At 72.0% G+C, this 17,835-nt stretch carries 17 protein-coding genes; 4 read left to right on the top strand and 13 right to left on the bottom strand.

The genetic code is table 11. The annotated features are described in order from the left end of the window. Positions 1 to 59 precede the first annotated feature (59 nt). The 3 genes from ITJ68_RS06885 (at position 60) to ITJ68_RS06875 (ending at position 2,532) form a co-directional block, all read left to right on the top strand. Positions 60 to 1,094, top strand: a complete 1,035-nt coding sequence (locus ITJ68_RS06885; RefSeq protein WP_194660534.1) for an alcohol dehydrogenase catalytic domain-containing protein — start codon at positions 60 to 62, stop codon at positions 1,092 to 1,094. Next, positions 1,091 to 1,945 (top strand): pentapeptide repeat-containing protein, encoded by an 855-nt coding sequence (locus ITJ68_RS06880; RefSeq protein ID WP_323743239.1) that lies wholly within the window; start codon positions 1,091 to 1,093, stop codon positions 1,943 to 1,945. The genes ITJ68_RS06885 and ITJ68_RS06880 overlap by 4 nt, the downstream gene beginning before the upstream one ends. A gap of 98 nt (positions 1,946 to 2,043) precedes the next feature. Next, positions 2,044 to 2,532 carry a DUF4396 domain-containing protein gene (locus ITJ68_RS06875; protein ID WP_194660533.1) on the top strand — a complete coding sequence of 163 codons (489 nt, stop codon included), beginning with the start codon at positions 2,044 to 2,046 and terminating at the stop codon, positions 2,530 to 2,532. A 92-nt stretch (positions 2,533 to 2,624) separates the two neighbouring features. On the opposite strand, the gene ITJ68_RS06870 is transcribed toward ITJ68_RS06875, so the two are convergent. Next, positions 2,625 to 4,367: an AMP-binding protein gene (locus ITJ68_RS06870; RefSeq protein ID WP_194660532.1), complete on the bottom strand. Its 1,743-nt coding sequence runs from the start codon at positions 4,365 to 4,367 to the stop codon at positions 2,625 to 2,627. Between the two features lie 54 nt (positions 4,368 to 4,421). Beyond that, a complete protein-coding gene (locus ITJ68_RS06865; RefSeq protein ID WP_194660531.1) occupies positions 4,422 to 5,051 on the bottom strand; it encodes a hypothetical protein in 630 nt (209 codons plus the stop codon). A 734-nt stretch (positions 5,052 to 5,785) separates the two neighbouring features. On the opposite strand from ITJ68_RS06865, the gene ITJ68_RS06860 reads away from it, so the two are divergent. Then, entirely contained in the window at positions 5,786 to 6,124 is a 339-nt protein-coding gene (locus ITJ68_RS06860; RefSeq protein ID WP_194660530.1) for a cupin, read from the top strand. 97 nt (positions 6,125 to 6,221) lie between these two features. Here ITJ68_RS06860 and ITJ68_RS06855 read toward each other — a convergent pair whose 3' ends face one another. From ITJ68_RS06855 to ITJ68_RS06805, 11 genes are all read right to left on the bottom strand, one after another. Further along, on the bottom strand, positions 6,222 to 6,821 hold the full coding sequence (locus ITJ68_RS06855) for a TetR family transcriptional regulator C-terminal domain-containing protein (RefSeq protein WP_194660529.1): 600 nt from the start codon (positions 6,819 to 6,821) through the stop codon (positions 6,222 to 6,224). After that, entirely contained in the window at positions 6,818 to 7,873 is a 1,056-nt protein-coding gene (locus tag ITJ68_RS06850; RefSeq protein WP_194660528.1) for a BLUF domain-containing protein, read from the bottom strand. The genes ITJ68_RS06855 and ITJ68_RS06850 overlap by 4 nt, the downstream gene beginning before the upstream one ends. A 90-nt stretch (positions 7,874 to 7,963) precedes the next feature. Next, positions 7,964 to 9,010 carry a zinc-binding dehydrogenase gene (locus ITJ68_RS06845; RefSeq protein ID WP_194660527.1) on the bottom strand — a complete coding sequence of 349 codons (1,047 nt, stop codon included), beginning with the start codon at positions 9,008 to 9,010 and terminating at the stop codon, positions 7,964 to 7,966. Positions 9,011 to 9,023: 13 nt separating this feature from the next. After that, entirely contained in the window at positions 9,024 to 9,998 is a 975-nt protein-coding gene (locus tag ITJ68_RS06840; protein ID WP_194660526.1) for a ketopantoate reductase family protein, read from the bottom strand. 38 nt (positions 9,999 to 10,036) lie between these two features. Continuing rightward, entirely contained in the window at positions 10,037 to 11,740 is a 1,704-nt protein-coding gene (locus ITJ68_RS06835) for a DUF885 domain-containing protein (RefSeq protein WP_194660525.1), read from the bottom strand. A gap of 99 nt (positions 11,741 to 11,839) precedes the next feature. Then, positions 11,840 to 12,601, bottom strand: a complete 762-nt coding sequence (locus tag ITJ68_RS06830; RefSeq protein ID WP_194660524.1) for an SDR family NAD(P)-dependent oxidoreductase — start codon at positions 12,599 to 12,601, stop codon at positions 11,840 to 11,842. Further along, the gene (locus tag ITJ68_RS06825; protein ID WP_194660523.1) at positions 12,598 to 13,542 is read right to left on the bottom strand and encodes a MurR/RpiR family transcriptional regulator; all 945 of its coding nucleotides are present in this window, start codon (positions 13,540 to 13,542) and stop codon (positions 12,598 to 12,600) included. Before ITJ68_RS06825 ends, ITJ68_RS06830 begins: the two co-directional genes overlap by 4 nt. Positions 13,543 to 13,638: 96 nt before the next feature. Further along, entirely contained in the window at positions 13,639 to 14,589 is a 951-nt protein-coding gene (locus ITJ68_RS06820; RefSeq protein ID WP_194660522.1) for an isoaspartyl peptidase/L-asparaginase family protein, read from the bottom strand. Continuing rightward, positions 14,589 to 15,422 carry a M55 family metallopeptidase gene (locus ITJ68_RS06815; RefSeq protein WP_194660521.1) on the bottom strand — a complete coding sequence of 278 codons (834 nt, stop codon included), beginning with the start codon at positions 15,420 to 15,422 and terminating at the stop codon, positions 14,589 to 14,591. The genes ITJ68_RS06820 and ITJ68_RS06815 overlap by 1 nt, the downstream gene beginning before the upstream one ends. Next, the gene (locus tag ITJ68_RS06810; RefSeq protein ID WP_228504838.1) at positions 15,419 to 16,756 is read right to left on the bottom strand and encodes an oligopeptide/dipeptide ABC transporter ATP-binding protein; all 1,338 of its coding nucleotides are present in this window, start codon (positions 16,754 to 16,756) and stop codon (positions 15,419 to 15,421) included. The genes ITJ68_RS06815 and ITJ68_RS06810 overlap by 4 nt, the downstream gene beginning before the upstream one ends. 14 nt (positions 16,757 to 16,770) lie before the next feature. Next, a complete protein-coding gene (locus tag ITJ68_RS06805; protein WP_228504837.1) occupies positions 16,771 to 17,784 on the bottom strand; it encodes an ABC transporter ATP-binding protein in 1,014 nt (337 codons plus the stop codon). Between the last annotated feature and the right edge of the window lie 51 nt (positions 17,785 to 17,835).

Genomic DNA, 17,835 nt, shown 5'->3' with positions numbered 1-17,835 from the left:
GTCGGTCGTGTGACCGGTCGATCGTCTCGGGGAAGTCCGCCTGCTGGCAGGATGACGGGATGCGCGCAGTCATGTACCGGGAGTTCGGGGACACCCCGCAGATCGTCGACGTCGAGCGGCCGGTGTGCCCGCCACACGGCGTGGTGGTGCGCGTCGCCGCGACCGGGGTCTGCCGGAGCGACTGGCACGCCTGGCGGGGTCACGACGACTCCGTGACGCTGCCGCACGTCCCGGGACACGAGTTCGCCGGGGTCGTCGTCGAGGCCGGGTCCGACGTGACCCAGCACCGGGTCGGGGACCGGGTCACCGCGCCCTTCGTCTTCGCGTGCGGGGCGTGTGACGAGTGCCTCGCCGGCGCGACCCAGGTGTGCACGCGTCAGCAGCAGCCCGGGTTCACGCTGCCGGGGTCGTTCGCCGAGGAGCTCGTCGTGCCGCAGGCCGACGTCAACCTCGTGGCGCTGCCCGACGGCATCGGGTTCGCCGAGGCGGCCGGGCTCGGCTGCCGCTTCGGGACGGCGTACCACGCGCTGCACGCCCGAGGGCGGCTCCGGGCGGGGGAGCACGTCGCCGTGTTCGGGTGCGGCGGTGTCGGGTTGTCGACGATCATCGTCGCGGTCGCCGCCGGCGCACACGTGGTCGCCGTGGACGTCTCGCCCGCGGCGCTCGAGCGGGCGGCAGCACTCGGCGCGGAGACCGTGGCGTCCGGACCCGACGCCGTCGACGAGGTCCGACGACGCACGGACGGGGGAGCGCACGTGTCCGTGGACGCCTTCGGGAGCCGGGCGACCTCCGTCGCCGCGGTCGGGTCGCTGCGGCCGCGCGGACGGCACGTGCAGGTCGGGCTGCTCCTCGGCGACGAAGCGACACCGGTGATCCCGATGGGGCGGGTCATCGGCGAGGAGCTCGAACTGCTCGGCAGTCACGGCATCGCCGTGGGGGAGTACGCGGCCATGCTCGACGACGTCGTGGCCGGTCGGCTGCGTCCGGACGCGACGATCGGCCGGACGATCGGGTTCGACGACCTGCCCGAGGCCCTGGTGGCGATGGACCTGCCAGCCACCGGGTCGGGCATGACCGTCGCGGTGTTCGGGTGACCGGAGCCGGGCGGACGCGCATCGAGCTCGGTCGCCGTGAGGACCTCGGTGCCGACTGCGCGAACTGCTTCGGGCTGTGCTGCGTCGCTCTCGCCTTCACGAAGTCCGCGGACTTCCCGTTCGACAAGGACGCGGGGGAGCCCTGCACGAACCTCGACGGTGCCGACGGGTGCCGCATCCACCCGCACCTGCGGGAGCGCGGCTTCAAGGGCTGCACCGTCTTCGACTGCTTCGGCGCCGGGCAGAAGGTGTCGCGGCAGACGTTCGCCGGACGTTCGTGGCGCGACGACGACGCCACCCGCACGGCGATGTTCGGGACGTTCCCGATCGTCCGCCGGCTGCACGAACTGCTGTGGTACCTCGACGAGGCGATCGACCTGGTCACGGGTGCCGTCGACCCTGCTCCGTGGGTAACGGCGTTCGAGCACGTCCGGGTGCTGAGCGACGGGACGCCCTCGGCGCTGGCCGAGCTCGACGTCGGCGCCGAGTACGACGCCGCCCGGGCGCTGCTCGTGCGTGCGAGCGACATCGCCCGACAGCAGGTCGCCACCATCCGGCAACCGCGGTCCCAGCGCGCGCTCGAGCCGGGCGCCGACCTGATGGGCGCTCGGCTCCGCGGGCGTGACCTCAGCGGGGTGACACTGCGGGGGAGCACCGCCATCGCCACTGACCTCCGTGACGCTCGACTGCACCGCTGCGACCTGCTCGGAGTCGACCTGCGCGACGCCGATCTGTCCGGCGCGGACCTGACCGAGGCGATCTACCTGACGCAGATGCAGGTGAACAGCGCGCAGGGCGACGCCGGGACGCTCCTGCCGACGGGGTTCGAGCGGCCGTCGCACTGGTCCTGAACGATCGCTGCCCGCGGGAATGTCCTGCGCGCTCCCGTGTTGGCCTCTCGGTACCCCCTGGGGGTATCATCGAGATTGGAACGGGACCGGAGGACCGGATGGACGCACACGAGCACCACAACTTGGCCGACCACGGCACGAGCGGGCACGGTTCGACGACCTGGGCGATGGCGGCGCAGGCGACGCTGCACTGCCTGACCGGCTGCGCGATCGGTGAGGTCCTCGGCATGGTGATCGGGACCGCTGCGGGCCTGCACAACGCCGGCACGGTCGTCCTGTCGATAGTCCTGGCCTTCGTGTTCGGCTACGCCCTGACCATGCGCGGCGTCATCCGGTCCGGGCTGACCGTCGCTGCGGCCTTCAAGGTGGCCCTGGCCGCGGACACCGTGTCCATCGCGGTGATGGAGCTCATCGACAACTCGGTGATCGCGGCCGTGCCGGGCGCTCTGGACGCCCAGCTGAGCGACTGGCTGTTCTGGGGCTCACTGGCGGTCTCACTCGTCCTCGCGTTCATCGTCACGACGCCGGTGAACCGGTGGATGATCAGCCGGGGACTCGGGCACGCCGTCGTGCACGGGCACCACTGACCGGACGTCGGGCGGGGCTCGAGGGGAGGCTCGAGACAAGCCTTCCTGACGAGTAACCTGACATAATATGCATTATCGGCGCGCGCCTCGGGCTACGGACGGGATGCGCGGAGCTCCGGGAACTGCTCGTCTCGCCATTCGCCGTCGATGCCCGCGCCGCCTGCAACCGCGGCTCGCTCCTCGCGCTCGCGCAGCTCCACCCGACGGATCTTGCCCGAGATCGTCTTCGGCAGCTCCGCGAACTCGACCCGTCGCACGCGCGCGTAGGCCGGCAGTGCGGTCCGAGCGTGCTCGAGCACCTGCTTCGCGGTCTCGGCCGTCGGCTCCCACCCGGCGGCCAGGGTCACGTAGGCCTTCACGATGTTGAGTCGAGCGTCGTCGGGAGCCGGCACGACGGCACTCTCCGCCACGGCGGGGTGTTGCAGCAGGACGCTCTCGACCTCGAACGGCGAGACCTTGTAGTCGGAGGACTTGAACACGTCGTCGGTCCGGCCGATGAAGGTCAGTTCGTCGTTCGCGTCCCGGGAGGCGATGTCGCCCGTGTGGAAGAACCCGTCGCGCATCGATGCTGCCGTCCGCTCGGGGTCGCCGAGGTACTCCGCCATCAGGTTGACGGGTCGTTCGCGGAGGTCCAGGCAGACCTCCCCCTCGTCGCCCGGCTGCCCGGTCACCGGGTCCAGCAACGTCACGGTGACCCCGGGCAGTGGGCGCCCCATCGCGCCCGGTGTGACGTCGGCGCCCGGAGCGTTGCCGATGATCGCCGTCGTCTCGGTCTGGCCGTAGCCGTCACGGATGGTCAAGCCCCAGGCCTCGGCGACCCGGTCGATCACCTCGGGGTTCAGCGGTTCCCCGGCCGACACGATCTCCCGCAGCGCCCTGGGACGCTCCCCCTGATCGGACTGCAGCATCATCCGCCACGCGGTCGGCGGCGCGCAGAACGTGCTCACTTCGGCCGCGTCCATCTGGTCCAGGAGCGCAGAGGGGTCGAAGCGCGGGGTGTTGTGGATGAACACCGTGGCCTCGGCGATCCACGGCGCGAAGAAGCAGCTCCAGGCGTGTTTCCCCCAGCCGGGAGAGCTGATCGCCAGGTGCACGTCCCCGGGCCGCAGACCGAGCCAGTGCATCGTGCTGAGGTGCCCGACGGGGTAGGACGTCTGCGTGTGCACCACCATCTTCGGCTTCGACGTCGTCCCGGACGTGAAGTAGACGAGACAGGGGTCGGACGTACGGGTGACCACGACGGGTCGCGACTCCCCCGCGGGTGCGCGCTCACCGAGGTCCGACGGGTACTCCGTCCAACCGTCCGCCGCACCACCGATGACGATGCGCGAGAAGGCCCCACGGACCCCGTCGTACTTCGCCGTCTCGCCGTGGTTCGTGACGACGTGCGCCACGGCTCCGCGGTCGACGCGGTCCTGCAGGTCGGAGGTGTCGAGCATCGTCGACGTCGGCAGGATCACGGCACCGAGCTTGATCACCGCCAGCATCGTCTCCCAGAGCTCGAGCTGGTTGCCGAGCATCACCAGGACGTGGTCACCCTTCCGCACACCGTGCTCGTGCAGGCGCGCGGCCAAGCGGTCGGACCTGGCTGCCATCTCCGCGTAGCTGAGCCGCTGCTCCGTGCCGGCCGCATCGACGATCCAGAGCGCGGTGCGGTCGTTGTCGGCGGCGATGACGTCGAACCAGTCGTTCGCCCAGTTGAACGTGTCGCCGAGGTCGGGCCACCGGAACTCGGCGCGCGCGGTCTCGGAGGACTCCGCGGCGAGCAGCTGGTCACGGGCAGCGCGGTACGCAGCGGTCGGGGTCAGTGGTGGCACCGTCCGATCATGCCGCATCCGTCCGGGTCCGGTGCCGTCCCGAAGGCCGATGGGTGACCGGGCGGCCGACACCTAGCTGGGTGGGGCGACGATCGCGGTCAGCCCACTCCAGTCCGATTCGTAGTCGGCGTCGATCAGCGCGCGGCTCTCGGCATAGAACTCCGCGACTCGGATCGTCATGGCCGACGCCGGGTCGGCGGCCAGCAGCGTCAGTGCTCGCGTAGCAACGGCGTCGGTAGGCCCTCCCGACCGGTGATGCACACTGCCGCTCTGCCGATCAGCCAGAACCATGCTGTGCACGAGGGCTTCGCGCACCACCCCGAGGGTCAGATGCAGTCCGATGACGTTCGCGCCACGGCCGAAGCGTGTCGCCGCGAGGGCGAGGTCGAACCGCACGGCGTTGTCGACGGGCGGGCGTGGAAGCACGAGCGTCGCGCCGCGCACGGCAAGGTCGCAGCGGCGGCCGTCGCGGAGGACTGCGCGGACACGCTGCACACCGTCATCGAGGGTGCTCTGCCACGCCCAGAGCTCCGCCGCGAGGAGCGTTCGCGCACCAACGTCTGTGGAGAGGTCGACCTCCGCATCGAGGTCGCTCCACCGATCAAGTTCCAAGGGTGTGAGGACGGAACCATACGGCCGCACCGCACACACTGCCGGGCTCGCATCACCGAGCTGATCGAGAAGCGCCTGCTGCCACTGCATCCCCGCACACTACGAGAACACCGTCCCGACGGCCGATCTCGGGTTCAGCTGGTCGTTGCGGTTTCAGAGCTTGCAGAACTCGACCTCGTCGAGAAGATCGCGGACATCTCACACGACGTCATCTCCCGGCTCCTCACTCCTTCCCACTGACAGCAAACGCCGGCCGGGGCAACCCCCATTGGACCGTCTCGATGGACGGTCGGCTGACGGTGCAAGCTAGTGCGGTGACTTCCAGTACGACGATCCCGGCCCACTCGCCGTGCGAGCTATGGTCTCCGGCCTCCTCGGAGTCGTGGGGGCGGCCGCCGTGTTCGCCGCGAGCTACCAACCACATCGACCACTGCAGAGCGTCCTTGCCAGCGTCGTGGCTGCTGTTGCGGTTGTGGGTTCGGCTCGGGCAGTGCGCGCGGCGTACGTACTGACTCCCGACGCGCTCATCCTTCGAGACGTGTTGACCACACGCAGGATCGCGAAGAGCGACATCGTCGGTTTCCCTGCAGCCGCGGTGATTGAACGGCGAGACTCTTGGGGAAGTACACAGCGCGAGGTCTTCCTGCTGTTCCGTGAGGACCGAGCCTTCGGGGCAGACGACCGGACCCTCGCCCTGACCAGCCTCCGACACTGGTTGCGCCCTGGAGCAGGAGCCATCGCCAACTGAGGCCGTCCGGTCGCCGATCCTTCATCGGCTCGCTGGCAACGGCCGCTGCAGAACGCGCCACTGGTACAAGCGACACATGGGCTACTCCGTCATCCACGTCTCCGACGTACCGCCGTCCGCTGCGGGCCATCCTGCTTCCAGCCCGTGGGACCGGCGCCTGAACGCGGCGCTCGGCGTCGAGGCCTTCGGGCTGTACCACGTCGATCTCCCGGCCGGTGCCGAGACTGTGCCGCATGATCACTGCACCGACGGCGTCGAGGATGCGTACGTCCTCGTCCGCGGCTCCGGGTGGCTCGTCGTCGACGGGACGGCGGTCGAACTCGTCCCCGGCTCCGCGGCCGCAGTCACACCGGAAGCCACCCGGTCGATCCGAGCCGCGGGCGACGGCTGCGCGTTCATCGCGGTCTGCGCCTGACCGGGAAACCGCGCTCGGGAGCGGATGGGTCAGCGGGACAGGTGCTTCGATCCCAGGCTGCGGCAGGGCTCACTCCGCGCGCGGGGGGGGGGGGCGCCTACTCGTCGCTCCAGCCACTCCGCATGCGAGCGACCGCACGGTCCCAGGTCCCGAGCAGGTCGGGTTCGACCGTGAGCAGGTACTGCAGCTGCAGCCCGTCGTACAGCGCGACGAGCTGCTTCGCCGCGTGCCGAGGAGCCATCGACCGCGGCTCACGCCCGGTGACCATGTCACGCGTCAGGAACAGCGTCGTGTCCTGCAGCAGCTGCGCGTACTGCTCCCGGTACCAGCCGGCGTCGGTGTCCGGTGCACTGCAGGCCGTGCTCATCAGGTGGATGCGCGCGCGCATCATCGCCGGGTCGAGCTGCCCGAGCCGGAGCAGGTGCCGGAGGTACGGCACGGCGCCCTTCGTCTCGGCGATCACACGTGACTGGCGGCGACCGGCTTCGATCCAGTGCGACGCCGCTGCGACGACGAGCGCGTCCCACGTGGGGAAGAGCTTCTTGACCATCCACACCTCGACGTTCGCCGCACGCGCGACGACGAAGTAGTCGATGGTGTCGAAGCCGTCCCGCCGCGCGGCCTGGACGGCGCCGGCGATGACACGCCCACGTTCCGCCTGCTCCCCCGCCAGGGTGGTCGATCCGCTGTCGCTCATGGGCGTACGCCCGCGGGCAGCTGTCGGAAGGGGTCGTGCTGCTCGTACGGCTCGGACCAGCCGCGTCGGGTTCGTGCGGTGCCGCGGTCGAACGCGTCGACCATGTCGAGTCCCGGTTCGAGGAGCGCCTGGACACGGAGGCCGTCGAACAGGGCCAGGAGCTGCTGTGCCCCGCGCTCGGCGTCCATCGTCGCCGGCTCCCGACCGGCTCGCACGTCGTCCTCGAGCGCGTCGCGGATGACGGCCTTGAAGCCCGAGTACATCGCCCGGAAGTACTCCCCGCCGGGCTGGGTCGAGCTGGTGCTCGTGCTGAGCGTGCTCGCGACGAGCCGCATCAGGGCCGGCTGTTCCGCGTGCGCCCGGACGAGGGCCCGGAGGTAGGCGACGGCGCCGAGTTCCGCGGCGATCGGCAGCAGCGGGCCGGACAGGGCTCCCGCCCACCGTTCGATCATGGCGCGCACGAGGTCGGGGCGGGTCGGGAACAGCACGACGAGTTCGTCGAGGCCGATGCTGGCGACGTCGGCGACGAGCTCCAGGGAGCAGTCCTCGATGCCGGTCTCGTGCAGCACCTCGATCGCGACGTTCACGACGCGCACCGGCTCGGAGGTGCTGTCGGTGTGGTGCTGGGCGGACAGGGGTGCTCTCGGGTGCGCGCGGAACCAGCTCAGCAACGCTTCCCCGCGACGAGCCAGGAGCTCCGGGTCGGCGTCGAGCGGTGCGGTGAGCAGATCGGCCACGTCCTCGTCGCCGTGCAGGAGCGGGTCGGCCTGCTGGTACGCCGCCGCCCACTCGGGGAAGACCCGGCGGCGGGAGGTCTCCGAGGACAGCACGCGGACGGCGCTGTACCGCGGGTCCGCCTGCAGCTGCGCCAGACGGTCGGACACGTCGTCGTCATCGCCCTCGACCACGCCGACGGCTCGGTCCTGGTGCCGTGTCAGGACCCCGGTGACGTCGACCGCGGCGTTGCCTTCCCGCAGTGCGGCGAGGAGCACTGCGAACGCTCCGTCCGTCCACGGCGTCGACGGCACCATCGCGAAGACGACTGCCCGCATGCTGGATCCCCTGATCAGTCGGTGAACGAGTCCTCCACACCGTTGCACCTCCCCCCGCCCGGGCGGAAATCGCGAACTGGGGGTTGACCGTCAGCCCGCGAGCATCGCCTTGATGCTGCGTCGTTCGTCCATCGCACGGTAGCCCTCGGCGACGTCCGCGAGCGGCAGCGTCAGGTCGAACACCGATCCGGCGTCGTACGTCCCGGCCATCGTGCGCGCGACGAGGTCGGGCAGGTACCGGCGCACCGGGGCGAGGCCGAAGCGCAGGGTCAGGTGCTGCACGAACGGCTGGAAGATCCCGAGCTGTGGACTGGTGTGCGGGACACCGACTGCGCCGATCGTGCCGCCGACCCGGGCCATGCCGATCGCCGTCGCCCAGGACTCCGGTGTCCCGACGGCCTCGACGACGTGGCGGACCCCGAGGCCCCCGGTCATCTCGCGGACGGCGGCGACGGCGTCGTCCCCGCGGACGCTGACGACGTCGGTGGCGCCGTACGCCCGACCGATGGTCGCGCGGTCCTCGTGGCTGCTCATCAGGATGACCCGCTCGGCGCCGAGGACGGACCGGGCGCCGAGCACCGCGGCGAGCCCGACGGCGCCGTCACCGATGACCGCGACGGTCGAGCCCTCGGAGACATCGGCGAGGACGGCGCCGTGCAGGCCGGTGCCCGCGACGTCGCTCAGCGCGAGCAGGGACGGGAGCAGGTGCTCGTCGACTCCGGCGAGGCCGCCGGGCACGACGACGAGCGTGCCGTCGGCCAGGGGCACCCGGACGGCCTCGCCCTGTCCCCCGTCGGCACCGGGCGCGCCGAACGTCCCGCCGTGTTCGCACCGCGTGTTGATGCCGTCCAGGCAGGCCGGGCAGGTGCCGTCGGACCACTGGAACGGGGCGACGACGAGGTCCCCCACCGCGACGGTGTGGACGTCCTGGCCGACCTCCTCGACGACGCCGATGAACTCGTGGCCGAGGCGCGACCCGGGCTCGCGTTGGGTCACCCCGCGCCACGACCAGAGGTCGGACCCGCAGACGCAGGACCGGACGACGCGGACGACCGCGTCGGTGGGCTCGTGCAGGGCGGCGTCGGGGACGTCCTCGACGGTGACGTGGCCGGCGGCCTGGTAGAGGGCTGCGCGCATGGGATGCTCCGGTTCAGACGTGGGTGGGGAGGTCGTGGACGAAGGCGGCGAGCTCGTCGAGGTTCGCGCGCTCGCACGTGCGGCGGCCCTCCTCGACGTCGTGGACCATGGCGACGATCCGGTCGAACACAGGGCCCTGGATGTCCTTGTGCACCTCGTCGACCTCGGTCTTGCGCTTGCGCACCATGAGGTCGCGCCAGATCCCGGACCGGGCCTTCGCACTGCGGCGGTTGAACGCGGCGAGGCGGTCGAGGGAGCCGGGCAGGTCGTCGGGCACGAAGCCGTCGAAGGACTCGACCTGGACGGGTGCCTGGTCGATGGCCTCCTGCGCGACGGCGATCATCAGCTCGCGGTACTCCGGCAGCGAGAGCGAGTCGGCGATCGTCAGGTCCGAGACGGCTCCGGCCCAGAGCATCGCGCCGTAGGCCTCCTTGCCCCACAGGTACCCGAGGACGTTCTCCGTCGGCAGCGCGTACGGCATCGCGTCCGCGAGCAGACCGACGCGTGGGGTGATCGCTCCCCCGGCGAGCTCGCCGATCCGGAACGCGGCGATGTTGCCCTGCAGGATCCGCCCCGGCTCGAGGTAGTCCGCGCCGACGTTGATGAAGCTCGACACCACGCGCTCGGCGCCGACGACCGCGGACAGGGTGTCGGCGGTCAGACCGTTCTGGGTGGTGAGCACGTACCCGTCCGGGGCGAGCACCTCGGCGAGCACCCGGGCCGCGGACGCGGTGTGCAGGCTCTTCACCGCGACGACCGCCGCGCCGACCCCGCCGGCACCGACTCGCGACGGCAGCTCCTCCGGCGTGACGGCGTCCACGCGGACCGTGAAGTCCTCGACGGGGCCCTCGATGTGCAGCCCGTGGGCGTTGATCGCGGCGACGTGGTCGGCGTCCGCGTCGCACAGCAGCACGCCGTGCCCGGCGCGGGCCATGTGTGCGCCGATGGTGCCGCCGATCGCGCCAGCGCCGATGATCGTGATGTCCACGGGGTCCTCCAGGGTCGTACGGACGGGGGTGGTGCGGATCAGACGGCGGCGGTGGCCTGCTGCTGCCAGCGGGTCACGGCGTCGGCGAGGACGGTCAGCGGGACCGCGCCGTTGCCGAGCACGGTCGCGTGGAAGTCGCCGATCGAGAACGCGTCGCCGAGGGCCTCGCGCGCGCCGGTGCGGAGCCGGAGGATCTCGCGTCGGCCGATCATGTACGCCAGCGCCTGCCCGGGCCAGGCGATGTAGCGGTCGACCTCGCTCCGGACGTGCTCGTCCGTGGTCGCGGTGTTGTCGAGCATGAACTGCACGGCACGCTCCCGCGACCAGCCGAAGGCGTGCATGCCGGTGTCGACCACGAGTCGGCAGGCGCGGACGGCCCGCATCGAGAGCATCCCGAGCCGCGAGAGGTCGTCGGAGTACAGGCCGGCGTCGTCCGCGAACTGCTCGGAGTACAGCCCCCAGCCCTCGTTGAAGCTGCAGGCCTCGACGTCGAGGTGTCGCCGGTACCGCGGGATGTCGAGCCGCTGGGCCATCGCGAGCTGCATGTGGTGGCCGGGGACCGACTCGTGGAAGGTCAGGGCCTCGTACTCGTAGCGGTAGTGCGTCTCGGGCGCGCTGGCGTTGATGCAGAAGGTCCCGGGACGGCTGCCGTCGACGGCGGGCGGGCGGTAGAACCCGAGCGCACTCGAGGCGGCGTCGACCTCGTTGATCGGTTCGATGGCGCAGTCGGTGATGTCGTCCGCGGGGAAGTACCGGTCGCGCACGGCCTCGGCGCGGGCGAGGGCGTCGTGTGCGACCGCCATGATCTCCTCGCTCGAGGTGAACCGGAGCGCCGGGTCGTCGCGGAGTCGCGTCGCGATGGCGGTGAAGTCGCGCAGCCCGAACAGCCGGTCCCCGATCTCGGCGGCCTCGGCGCGGATGCCCTCGAGCTCCTCGAGCCCGATCCGGTGCACCTCGTCCGGGGTCAGGTCGGTCGTGGTGTGCCGGGCGACCGCGGCGACGTAGCCCTCGGTCCCGCCGGGCACCTCGCTGATGCCGACGTGCTCGTCGTCACGGGCCACCGGCAGCAGTGCGCGGAGCGCCTCGGCCAGTGCGGCCATCCCGGGGCGCACGGACTGCGCGACGAGCTCCTCCGACTGCGCGGCCAGCGACGCCGCCTCCGCCACCGTCGCCGTGCGGGCGGGCTCGAGCAGCGGGTCCTCCGCGAGCGGCAGCCCCAGGTACCCCTCGAGCTGCTCCACGGCGTGCAGGACACCCATCCGCGTCGGGACACGGCCGGCGGCGGCCTCGTCGGCGTACCGCTCCCCCAGCGCGACGAACATCGCGCCGAGCCCGGCGAGCCGGGACGTGTACCGGGCGGCCGCGGCGCGGTCCGGGACCGTCATCGCGGGCACGGCCTGGAACACGAGGCCCTGCCGGCTGACGTAGCCCTTCGCCGAGGCGTTCGCTGCCCAGAGCGCGTGCCGGGCGTCCGCCGCCGCGCCGCGGGCCAGCGCGACGAGCACGTCCCGGTCGGTGCGGTCGGCGTCGTCGAGGTCCTCCGTCGGCAGCGCCGCGGCCTCCTCCGCCACGGCGTCGAGCAGGTCGGCTGCGCGGTCGCTCGCCGCTCGCGACGGGTCACCCGGCAGGTGGTCGAACTCCGTGATCCCGAGCAGGGTCGCGTTGTACGGGTCGTACGTGTGCTGCGCGACGAAGTACCGCTCGCCCAGGGCGTGCAGTCGGGTGGCGGTGTCGGTGGTCAAGGGTCCTCCAGAGGACAGGAACAGGACGAACAGGACGAACAGGACGAACAGGAACAGGACGAACAGGGACAGGACGAACTGGAGGCTCGCGGAGCCGACTCAGAAGAGCGAGTGGCCGCCGTCGACGGAGAGCGTCTGCCCGCTCACCCAACCGGCGTCCGGGGCGACGAAGAAGGACACGGCACGCGCGATGTCCTCGGGCGTGCCGGTCCGGCGCACCGCGATCCGCTCGACCAGGGCGCGCTGGCCCTCGGGCCCGTAGGAGTCCCACTGCGCCTGCGTCGTCGGGTTCGACAGCACGAAGCCGGGGGCGATGCAGTTCGCGGTGATGCCGTACTGGCCGAGCTCGTGCGCCATCTGCCGGGTGAAGCCGATCTGCGCCGCCTTGGCCGCGGTGTACGCCTGGATGCCGGTCAGGCTGACGCTGCGCCCGGCACCGGAGGCGATCATCACGATCCGGCCCCACCCGCGCGGCTTCATGCTCCGGACGGCGGCGCGGGTGCAGTTCCGCGTGGTCGTGAGGTTGGCGTGCAGGACGGCGTCCCAGGCCTCGTCGGAGAGCTCCTCGATCGGGGTGTGCGTCTGCCCGACCACGCCTCCGGCCACGTTCACCAGGACGTCGACGGGACCGAGCGCGGCGAACCAGGCATCGGTCGCCGCGGTGTCACTGAGGTCGACGTCGTCCCGGTCCACCCGGTGCACGACGGCACCGTCGGCGGCGAGTCGGTCCGCGATGCCGGACCCGATGCCCTGGGCCGCACCCGTGACCACCGCGACCCGACCTGCGAGCGTCTCCCCGGGCCTCCCGGCCGGAGCAACCGACGCGGCCGACGCGGCCGACCCGTCGACACCCGCGCTCACAGCGCACCCCCGGTCCCCGGCAGGGCGAGCGCCTCGACGTTGCCGGCCCCGACCTCGCGGGGTCCGGTGTCGTCGCGGACGTCCTCCTCGGCGTGCGCAGCACGGGAGGCGCGGGTGATCCGCACCGACTCCTCCCACTGTCGCATCCGCTCCAGCCCGCGGGGCCCGGCGGCGCGCAGCACGCCCTCGACCAGGGCCTCGATGAGCACGAGCAGCGGCGTCATGGAGTCGAACGGGATGCCGTCGACGGTGACCGGGAGCACGATGTCGGCGCTCTCGACCACGGGCGACAGCGACGTGTCCGTGATCAGCAGGACGGTGGCGCCCTGGCGCTTCGCCGCGGCCGCCGCCTGCTGCGCGACGAGCTCGTGCCGGCGGAAGTCCATCACGACGACGACCCCGCCCTTGCCGAGCTGCAGGAACCGACCGACGTCGTGGCCGAGCGGCTCGGCGACGAAGTCCACGTTCGGCAGGATCTGGTCGAGCTGCGCCGCGAGCACCATCGCGAAGTAGCGGCTGAAGTAGCCGCCCAGCAGCGCGACCTGTTTCGGACGGTCGGCGAGCACGGCGACGGCCCGATCGAACTCACTCGGCGGGACGCTCGTGCCGAGCGACTCGACGAGCGCGACGCGGTCCGCGATGGCACGGCCGAGCGTGCCGCCGTCGCCGAGCGCGATGCCCTCCTGCGAGCGGCGGAGCGGGCTGTTCAGGTGGTCGGCGATCTCGTCGCGGACCCGCGCCTGGAAGTCCGGCCAGCTGCCGAAGCCGAGTCGGCTCGCGAGCCGCAGGACCGTCGGCGTGCTCGTCCCGGCGGTGCGGGCGAGGCTCGCGGCGCTCTCCGTGCCCGCGGTGGGCCAGGCGGCCAGCAGTGCGCGGGCGACCTTGCGCTCCGCCGGGCTCAGCTCGTCCATGCGGGCGAAGACCTCGTCGTTGATGGGCATCCCAGCTCCTCGTCGTCGGTGGTGGTCGTGGTGCTCGTGATCGCGAGCCTGGCAGGTCCGACCGGACGGACGCCCGGACGGGCGCCCGTCCGCGACTCAGGTCCGGAGCACCAGCCCGCTGCCGTCGTCGAACGCCGCGAACATCGTCGGCGAGTTGTGCGCCACGACGACGCGGCCGTCCGCGCCGACCGCGACGAGCCCGCCGCTGGCGTGCTCCTCGGTCAGCTCCTGCTGGATGGTCGCGGCCACGGCGTCGGGCAGCACGCTGCTGCCGTACCGCATCCGCGCGACGATGTCGTAGGACACCACCCCGCGGATGAACGCCTCGCCCTCACCGGTGCAGGAGATCGCGGCGAACCCGTCGAGCGCGTACGTGCCGGCACCGATGATCGGCGAGTCACCGACGCGGCCGTCCTCCTGGTTCGCCATGCCGCCGGTCGACGTGGCGGCCGCGATCGAACCACTCCGGTCGCGGGCCACGGCTCCGACGGTCCCGTGCCGCGGTGCGACGAGCCGGTCCGCCAGGATGCGGGCGAGCTGCGCCTGCCGGGCCTCGGTGACGAAGTAGTCCTGCTCCGCGGTCGCGAGTCCCCACGACTCGACGAGCGCGCGCGTCGGGTGCACCAGGAGCAGGTGGGCGGACCGTTCCATGACGGCGCGCGCCAGGTGCACGGGGTTGCGGGCATGCCGGGAGGCTGCGATCGCCCCCGCCAGGCCGGTGCGGCCGTCCATCACGGCCGCGTCCAGTTCCACCTCGCCGTCGGTCGTCAGGGCGGCGCCCCGCCCGGCGTTGAAGAGTGGGTCGTCCTCGAGCTGCTCGACGGTCGCGCAGACGGCGTCGAGCGCGGTGCCGTCCTGGTCGAGGACCGCTTCACCGGCCCGGTAGGCGCGGGTCAGGCCCGCCTCGAAGCGCTCGCGCTCCTCTGCGGCGAGCTCCTGGATCCGTCCGCCGGCGCCGCCGTGCAGGGCGAGCGACCAGCCGCGGACGGCTGGCACGTCGAACAGGACGGTGTCGCGCGGCGGGGCGATGGACTCCTCGGCGGGCATCAGCGGCCTCCGGCCTGGCGGGTGATGTAGTTCACGGCGACGAAGCGCGTGAACACGGAGAGCAGGTCCTCACCGCTGATCGCGATGGTCCTGGTGGCGATCCGGTCGACGCCGCCGACCCAGGTCGCGACGTCGGCCATGTCGGCCGTGGCGACGTCGAGCTCGAGGGTGGCCGGTCCGTCGATCGCCCGGGGGCGCATCTCGGGGATCCGCTCGACCGCGGTCGTCGCTGCCTCACGGATGCGACGGCACGACTCGGTCGGGTGCAGGGCGTCGGCGCTGGCACGGGTGATCGAGGTCTTCGTGACGACGTGCTCGGCGTCGGGTGCGAAGGGCTCGGTCTCGTCCCAGGTGACCTCGTCGCCGGTGACCAGGGCGATCGGCACGCCGTGGTGGGAGGTGACGAGGGCGTTGATGCCGCTCTCCCCCACCCAGGTGCCGTCGACGCGGGCGCCGGTGAACACCTCGGGGTTGTACGTGTGCGACAGGACCGACGGCGCCCCCGAGATCGAGCCGTGGTACCCGACCAGGAACGCCCCGTCGACCGTGGCGTCGAGGCCCTGCATCATGTACATCGGCTTGTGGCGGCCGGTGATGAACCGCACCTTGTCCGGGTGCACGACGGCACGCGGGTCGAGGTTCGACATCCGGCTGTGCGAGTCGTTGAGCAGCACCTCGGTGGCACCGCCGGCGACGGCGCCCTCGATGGCGGCGTTCACCTCGTCGAGGAGCAGTGCGCACCCCTGGGCGTAGCCGTCGCTGCCCGGGCGGCACTGGTCCCAGTCGACGATGCCGGCGACGCCTTCCATGTCGTACGAGATCCAGATCTTCATGCGGACGGTTCCTCCTGGTGGTGCGCGGCCGAGGCGGCCGGTGCGGCTGGTGCGACCTCGCTGAGGTCGGTCTCCACGACTCGTTCGGGGTCGAGGAGCACGTCGGGACGGGTGAGTGCGGGGTCGTCGGCTTCGATGGCGGGTTCGTGGAGCGGGTCCACGTCGCCGAGCTCCGCCGAGCGGATGCAGGCGGCGACGTGCGGGGCCTGCGGTGCCGTCGCCTGTGCGGCGGTCGTGTCGGCGCCGCGAGCCGACGTCGAGACCGACACCGGGCCTCCCGGGCGGGTGCCGAGCACCAGCGGGACCGGCGCGAGTGCGGGGTCCGTGGTGCGGCAGGCATCGACCGCGTACGGGCAGCGCGGGTGGAAGCGGCAGCCCGTCGGGATGTCGAACGGGCTCGGCGGGTCGCCCTGCAGGGCGAGCCGGGCCGTGACGCTCTCGGCCCCCATCCGCGGGATCGAGTCGATGAGCGCCCGCGTGTACGGGTGCCGGGGGTTCCGGAACAGCTCGTCGGTGTCGGCGACCTCGACGATCCGACCGAGGTACATCACGGCGACCCGCTGGCTGAGGTGCTGCACGACGGCCAGGTTGTGCGCCACGAACAGGATGCTCAGGCCGAGCTCGCGCTGCAGCCGGGCGAAGAGCTCCAGGATCGTCGCCTGCACGGACACGTCCAGCGCAGACACCGGCTCGTCGGCGATGAGCACGTCGGGTCGGACCGCGATGGCCCGGGCGATCGCGATGCGCTGCCGCTGCCCGCCGGAGAACTGGCTCGGGTAGGCGTCGAGCGCGTCCTCCTCGAGGCCCACGAGGTTGAGGATCCGGATGCTCTCCGCGCGGACCTCGGCCCGGGGCACGATGCGGTGCAGCAGCAGGAGCTCCCGGAGCATCGAACCGACCGAGATCCGTGGGTTCAGGGACGAGTACGGGTCCTGGAACACCATCTGGATCCGGCGCGAGGCGTCCTTGTCGCGGTGCACGGGCACGCGCTCGCCGTCCGCGTCGAGGGTCCCGGTGGTGGCGGTGACGCTGCCGACCAGGATCTTCGCCAGGGTCGACTTGCCGGAGCCGGACTCCCCCACCAGGGCGAGGACCTCGCCGCGGCGGAGCTCCAGGTCGATGCCGTCGAGCGCGGTCAGGGCGGTGGGAGCGGACCGGCGCATCCGGTCGATGACGGTGACGGGCAGCTGGTACCGCTTGGTGACGGCCTCGGCGCGGAGGACGGGGGTGGTGCCCGTGCCGGTGACCGTGCTCGTGCCGGTGCCGGTGCCGGTGCCGGTGCTCGTGCTCGTGCTCGTGCTCGTGCTCGTGCTCGTGCTCGTGCTCGTGTCCATGCTCGTGCTCCTGTTCATGCCAGGACCTCCACGGGTTCGCCGGGGGCGGCGGAGCCGATCTCGTGGGTGCGGATGCAGGCGGCGGTGCGGCCGGGGCCGACGTCCTCCTGCGCGGGCATCGCCGTGGTGCAGGCCTCGATCGCGAACCGGCAGCGCGGGGCGAACGGGCACCCGTCCGGGCGGGCGGCGACGTTCGGCGGGAACCCCGGGATCGGGATCAGGGCGCGGTCGGGGTCGTCGAAGTCCGGCGCGGACTCGAGCAGACCGCGCGTGTACGGGTGCCGGGGGTCGCGGAAGACGTCCTTCACCGGGCCGGCCTCGACGCGGTGGCCGGAGTACATCACGGCGAGCTCGGTGCACGTCTGGTTCACCACGGCGAGGTCGTGGGTGACGAACGCCAGCGCGGTGCCGGTCTCGTCACAGAGCTCCTCGACGAGCTGGAGCACCTGGTGCTGCACCGTGACGTCGAGCGCGGTCGTGGGCTCGTCGCAGAGCAGCAGCCGCGGGGAGCACGAGAGCGCCATCGCGATCATGATGCGCTGCCGGAGCCCGCCGGAGAGCTCGTGCGGGTACGCCCGGGCACGACGGGCGGGGTCGGGGATGCCGGTGCGGCGCATCATCTCGACGGCCAGCTCCGCGGCGACCGCGCGGGAGAGCCCGAGGTGCCGGCGCGGCCCCTCGGCGATCTGCTCGCCGACCCGGACGACGGGGTTCAGCGCCGTCATCGGCTCCTGGAACACCATCGCGATCTGCGGGCCCATCAGCTTCCGACGGGCGGCGGCGGACATGCCGCCGAGGTCCTCGCCGCGGTACCGGATCGTGCCGGAGAGCACCTCGACGCCCTTCGGCAGGAGCCCGGCGATCGCGCGGAGCGTCAGGGACTTCCCGGAGCCGGACTCACCGACGATACCGAAGCGCTCGCCGGGCTGGATCGCGAAGGAGAGGTCCTCGACGATGCGCACGTCGTCGCGGCCACGACGGCGGATGCCGATCGTCAGGGCGTCGACCTCGAGCAGTGGGGCGGTCATGCGCGGTCCTTCCGAGTGGACGCTGGTGTCGGTGCTCGTGCTGGTGCTCGG

The organism is Curtobacterium sp. VKM Ac-1395 (genome assembly GCF_015350975.1).
Taxonomy (GTDB): domain Bacteria; phylum Actinomycetota; class Actinomycetes; order Actinomycetales; family Microbacteriaceae; genus Curtobacterium.
The sequence above is the reverse complement of the archived record's forward strand: the minus strand, read 5'-3'. Positions and strand labels throughout refer to the sequence as shown.

What these genes read in the sequence shown, in the direction of transcription:
- ITJ68_RS06875 (WP_194660533.1), top strand. Translation starts at nt 2,044, where the DNA reads ATGGACGCACACGAGCACCACAACTTGGCCGACCACGGCACGAGCGGG.
- ITJ68_RS06805 (WP_228504837.1), bottom strand. Translation starts at nt 17,784, where the DNA reads ATGACCGCCCCACTGCTCGAGGTCGACGCCCTGACGATCGGCATCCGC.
- ITJ68_RS06810 (WP_228504838.1), bottom strand. Translation starts at nt 16,756, where the DNA reads ATGGACACGAGCACGAGCACGAGCACGAGCACGAGCACGAGCACGAGC.
- ITJ68_RS06820 (WP_194660522.1), bottom strand. Translation starts at nt 14,589, where the DNA reads ATGCCCGCCGAGGAGTCCATCGCCCCGCCGCGCGACACCGTCCTGTTC.
- ITJ68_RS06885 (WP_194660534.1), top strand. Translation starts at nt 60, where the DNA reads ATGCGCGCAGTCATGTACCGGGAGTTCGGGGACACCCCGCAGATCGTC.
- ITJ68_RS06825 (WP_194660523.1), bottom strand. Translation starts at nt 13,542, where the DNA reads ATGCCCATCAACGACGAGGTCTTCGCCCGCATGGACGAGCTGAGCCCG.
- ITJ68_RS06845 (WP_194660527.1), bottom strand. Translation starts at nt 9,010, where the DNA reads ATGCGCGCAGCCCTCTACCAGGCCGCCGGCCACGTCACCGTCGAGGAC.
- ITJ68_RS06850 (WP_194660528.1), bottom strand. Translation starts at nt 7,873, where the DNA reads ATGCGGGCAGTCGTCTTCGCGATGGTGCCGTCGACGCCGTGGACGGAC.
- ITJ68_RS06870 (WP_194660532.1), bottom strand. Translation starts at nt 4,367, where the DNA reads ATGCGGCATGATCGGACGGTGCCACCACTGACCCCGACCGCTGCGTAC.
- ITJ68_RS06815 (WP_194660521.1), bottom strand. Translation starts at nt 15,422, where the DNA reads ATGAAGATCTGGATCTCGTACGACATGGAAGGCGTCGCCGGCATCGTC.
- ITJ68_RS06865 (WP_194660531.1), bottom strand. Translation starts at nt 5,051, where the DNA reads ATGCAGTGGCAGCAGGCGCTTCTCGATCAGCTCGGTGATGCGAGCCCG.
- ITJ68_RS06855 (WP_194660529.1), bottom strand. Translation starts at nt 6,821, where the DNA reads ATGAGCGACAGCGGATCGACCACCCTGGCGGGGGAGCAGGCGGAACGT.
- ITJ68_RS06860 (WP_194660530.1), top strand. Translation starts at nt 5,786, where the DNA reads ATGGGCTACTCCGTCATCCACGTCTCCGACGTACCGCCGTCCGCTGCG.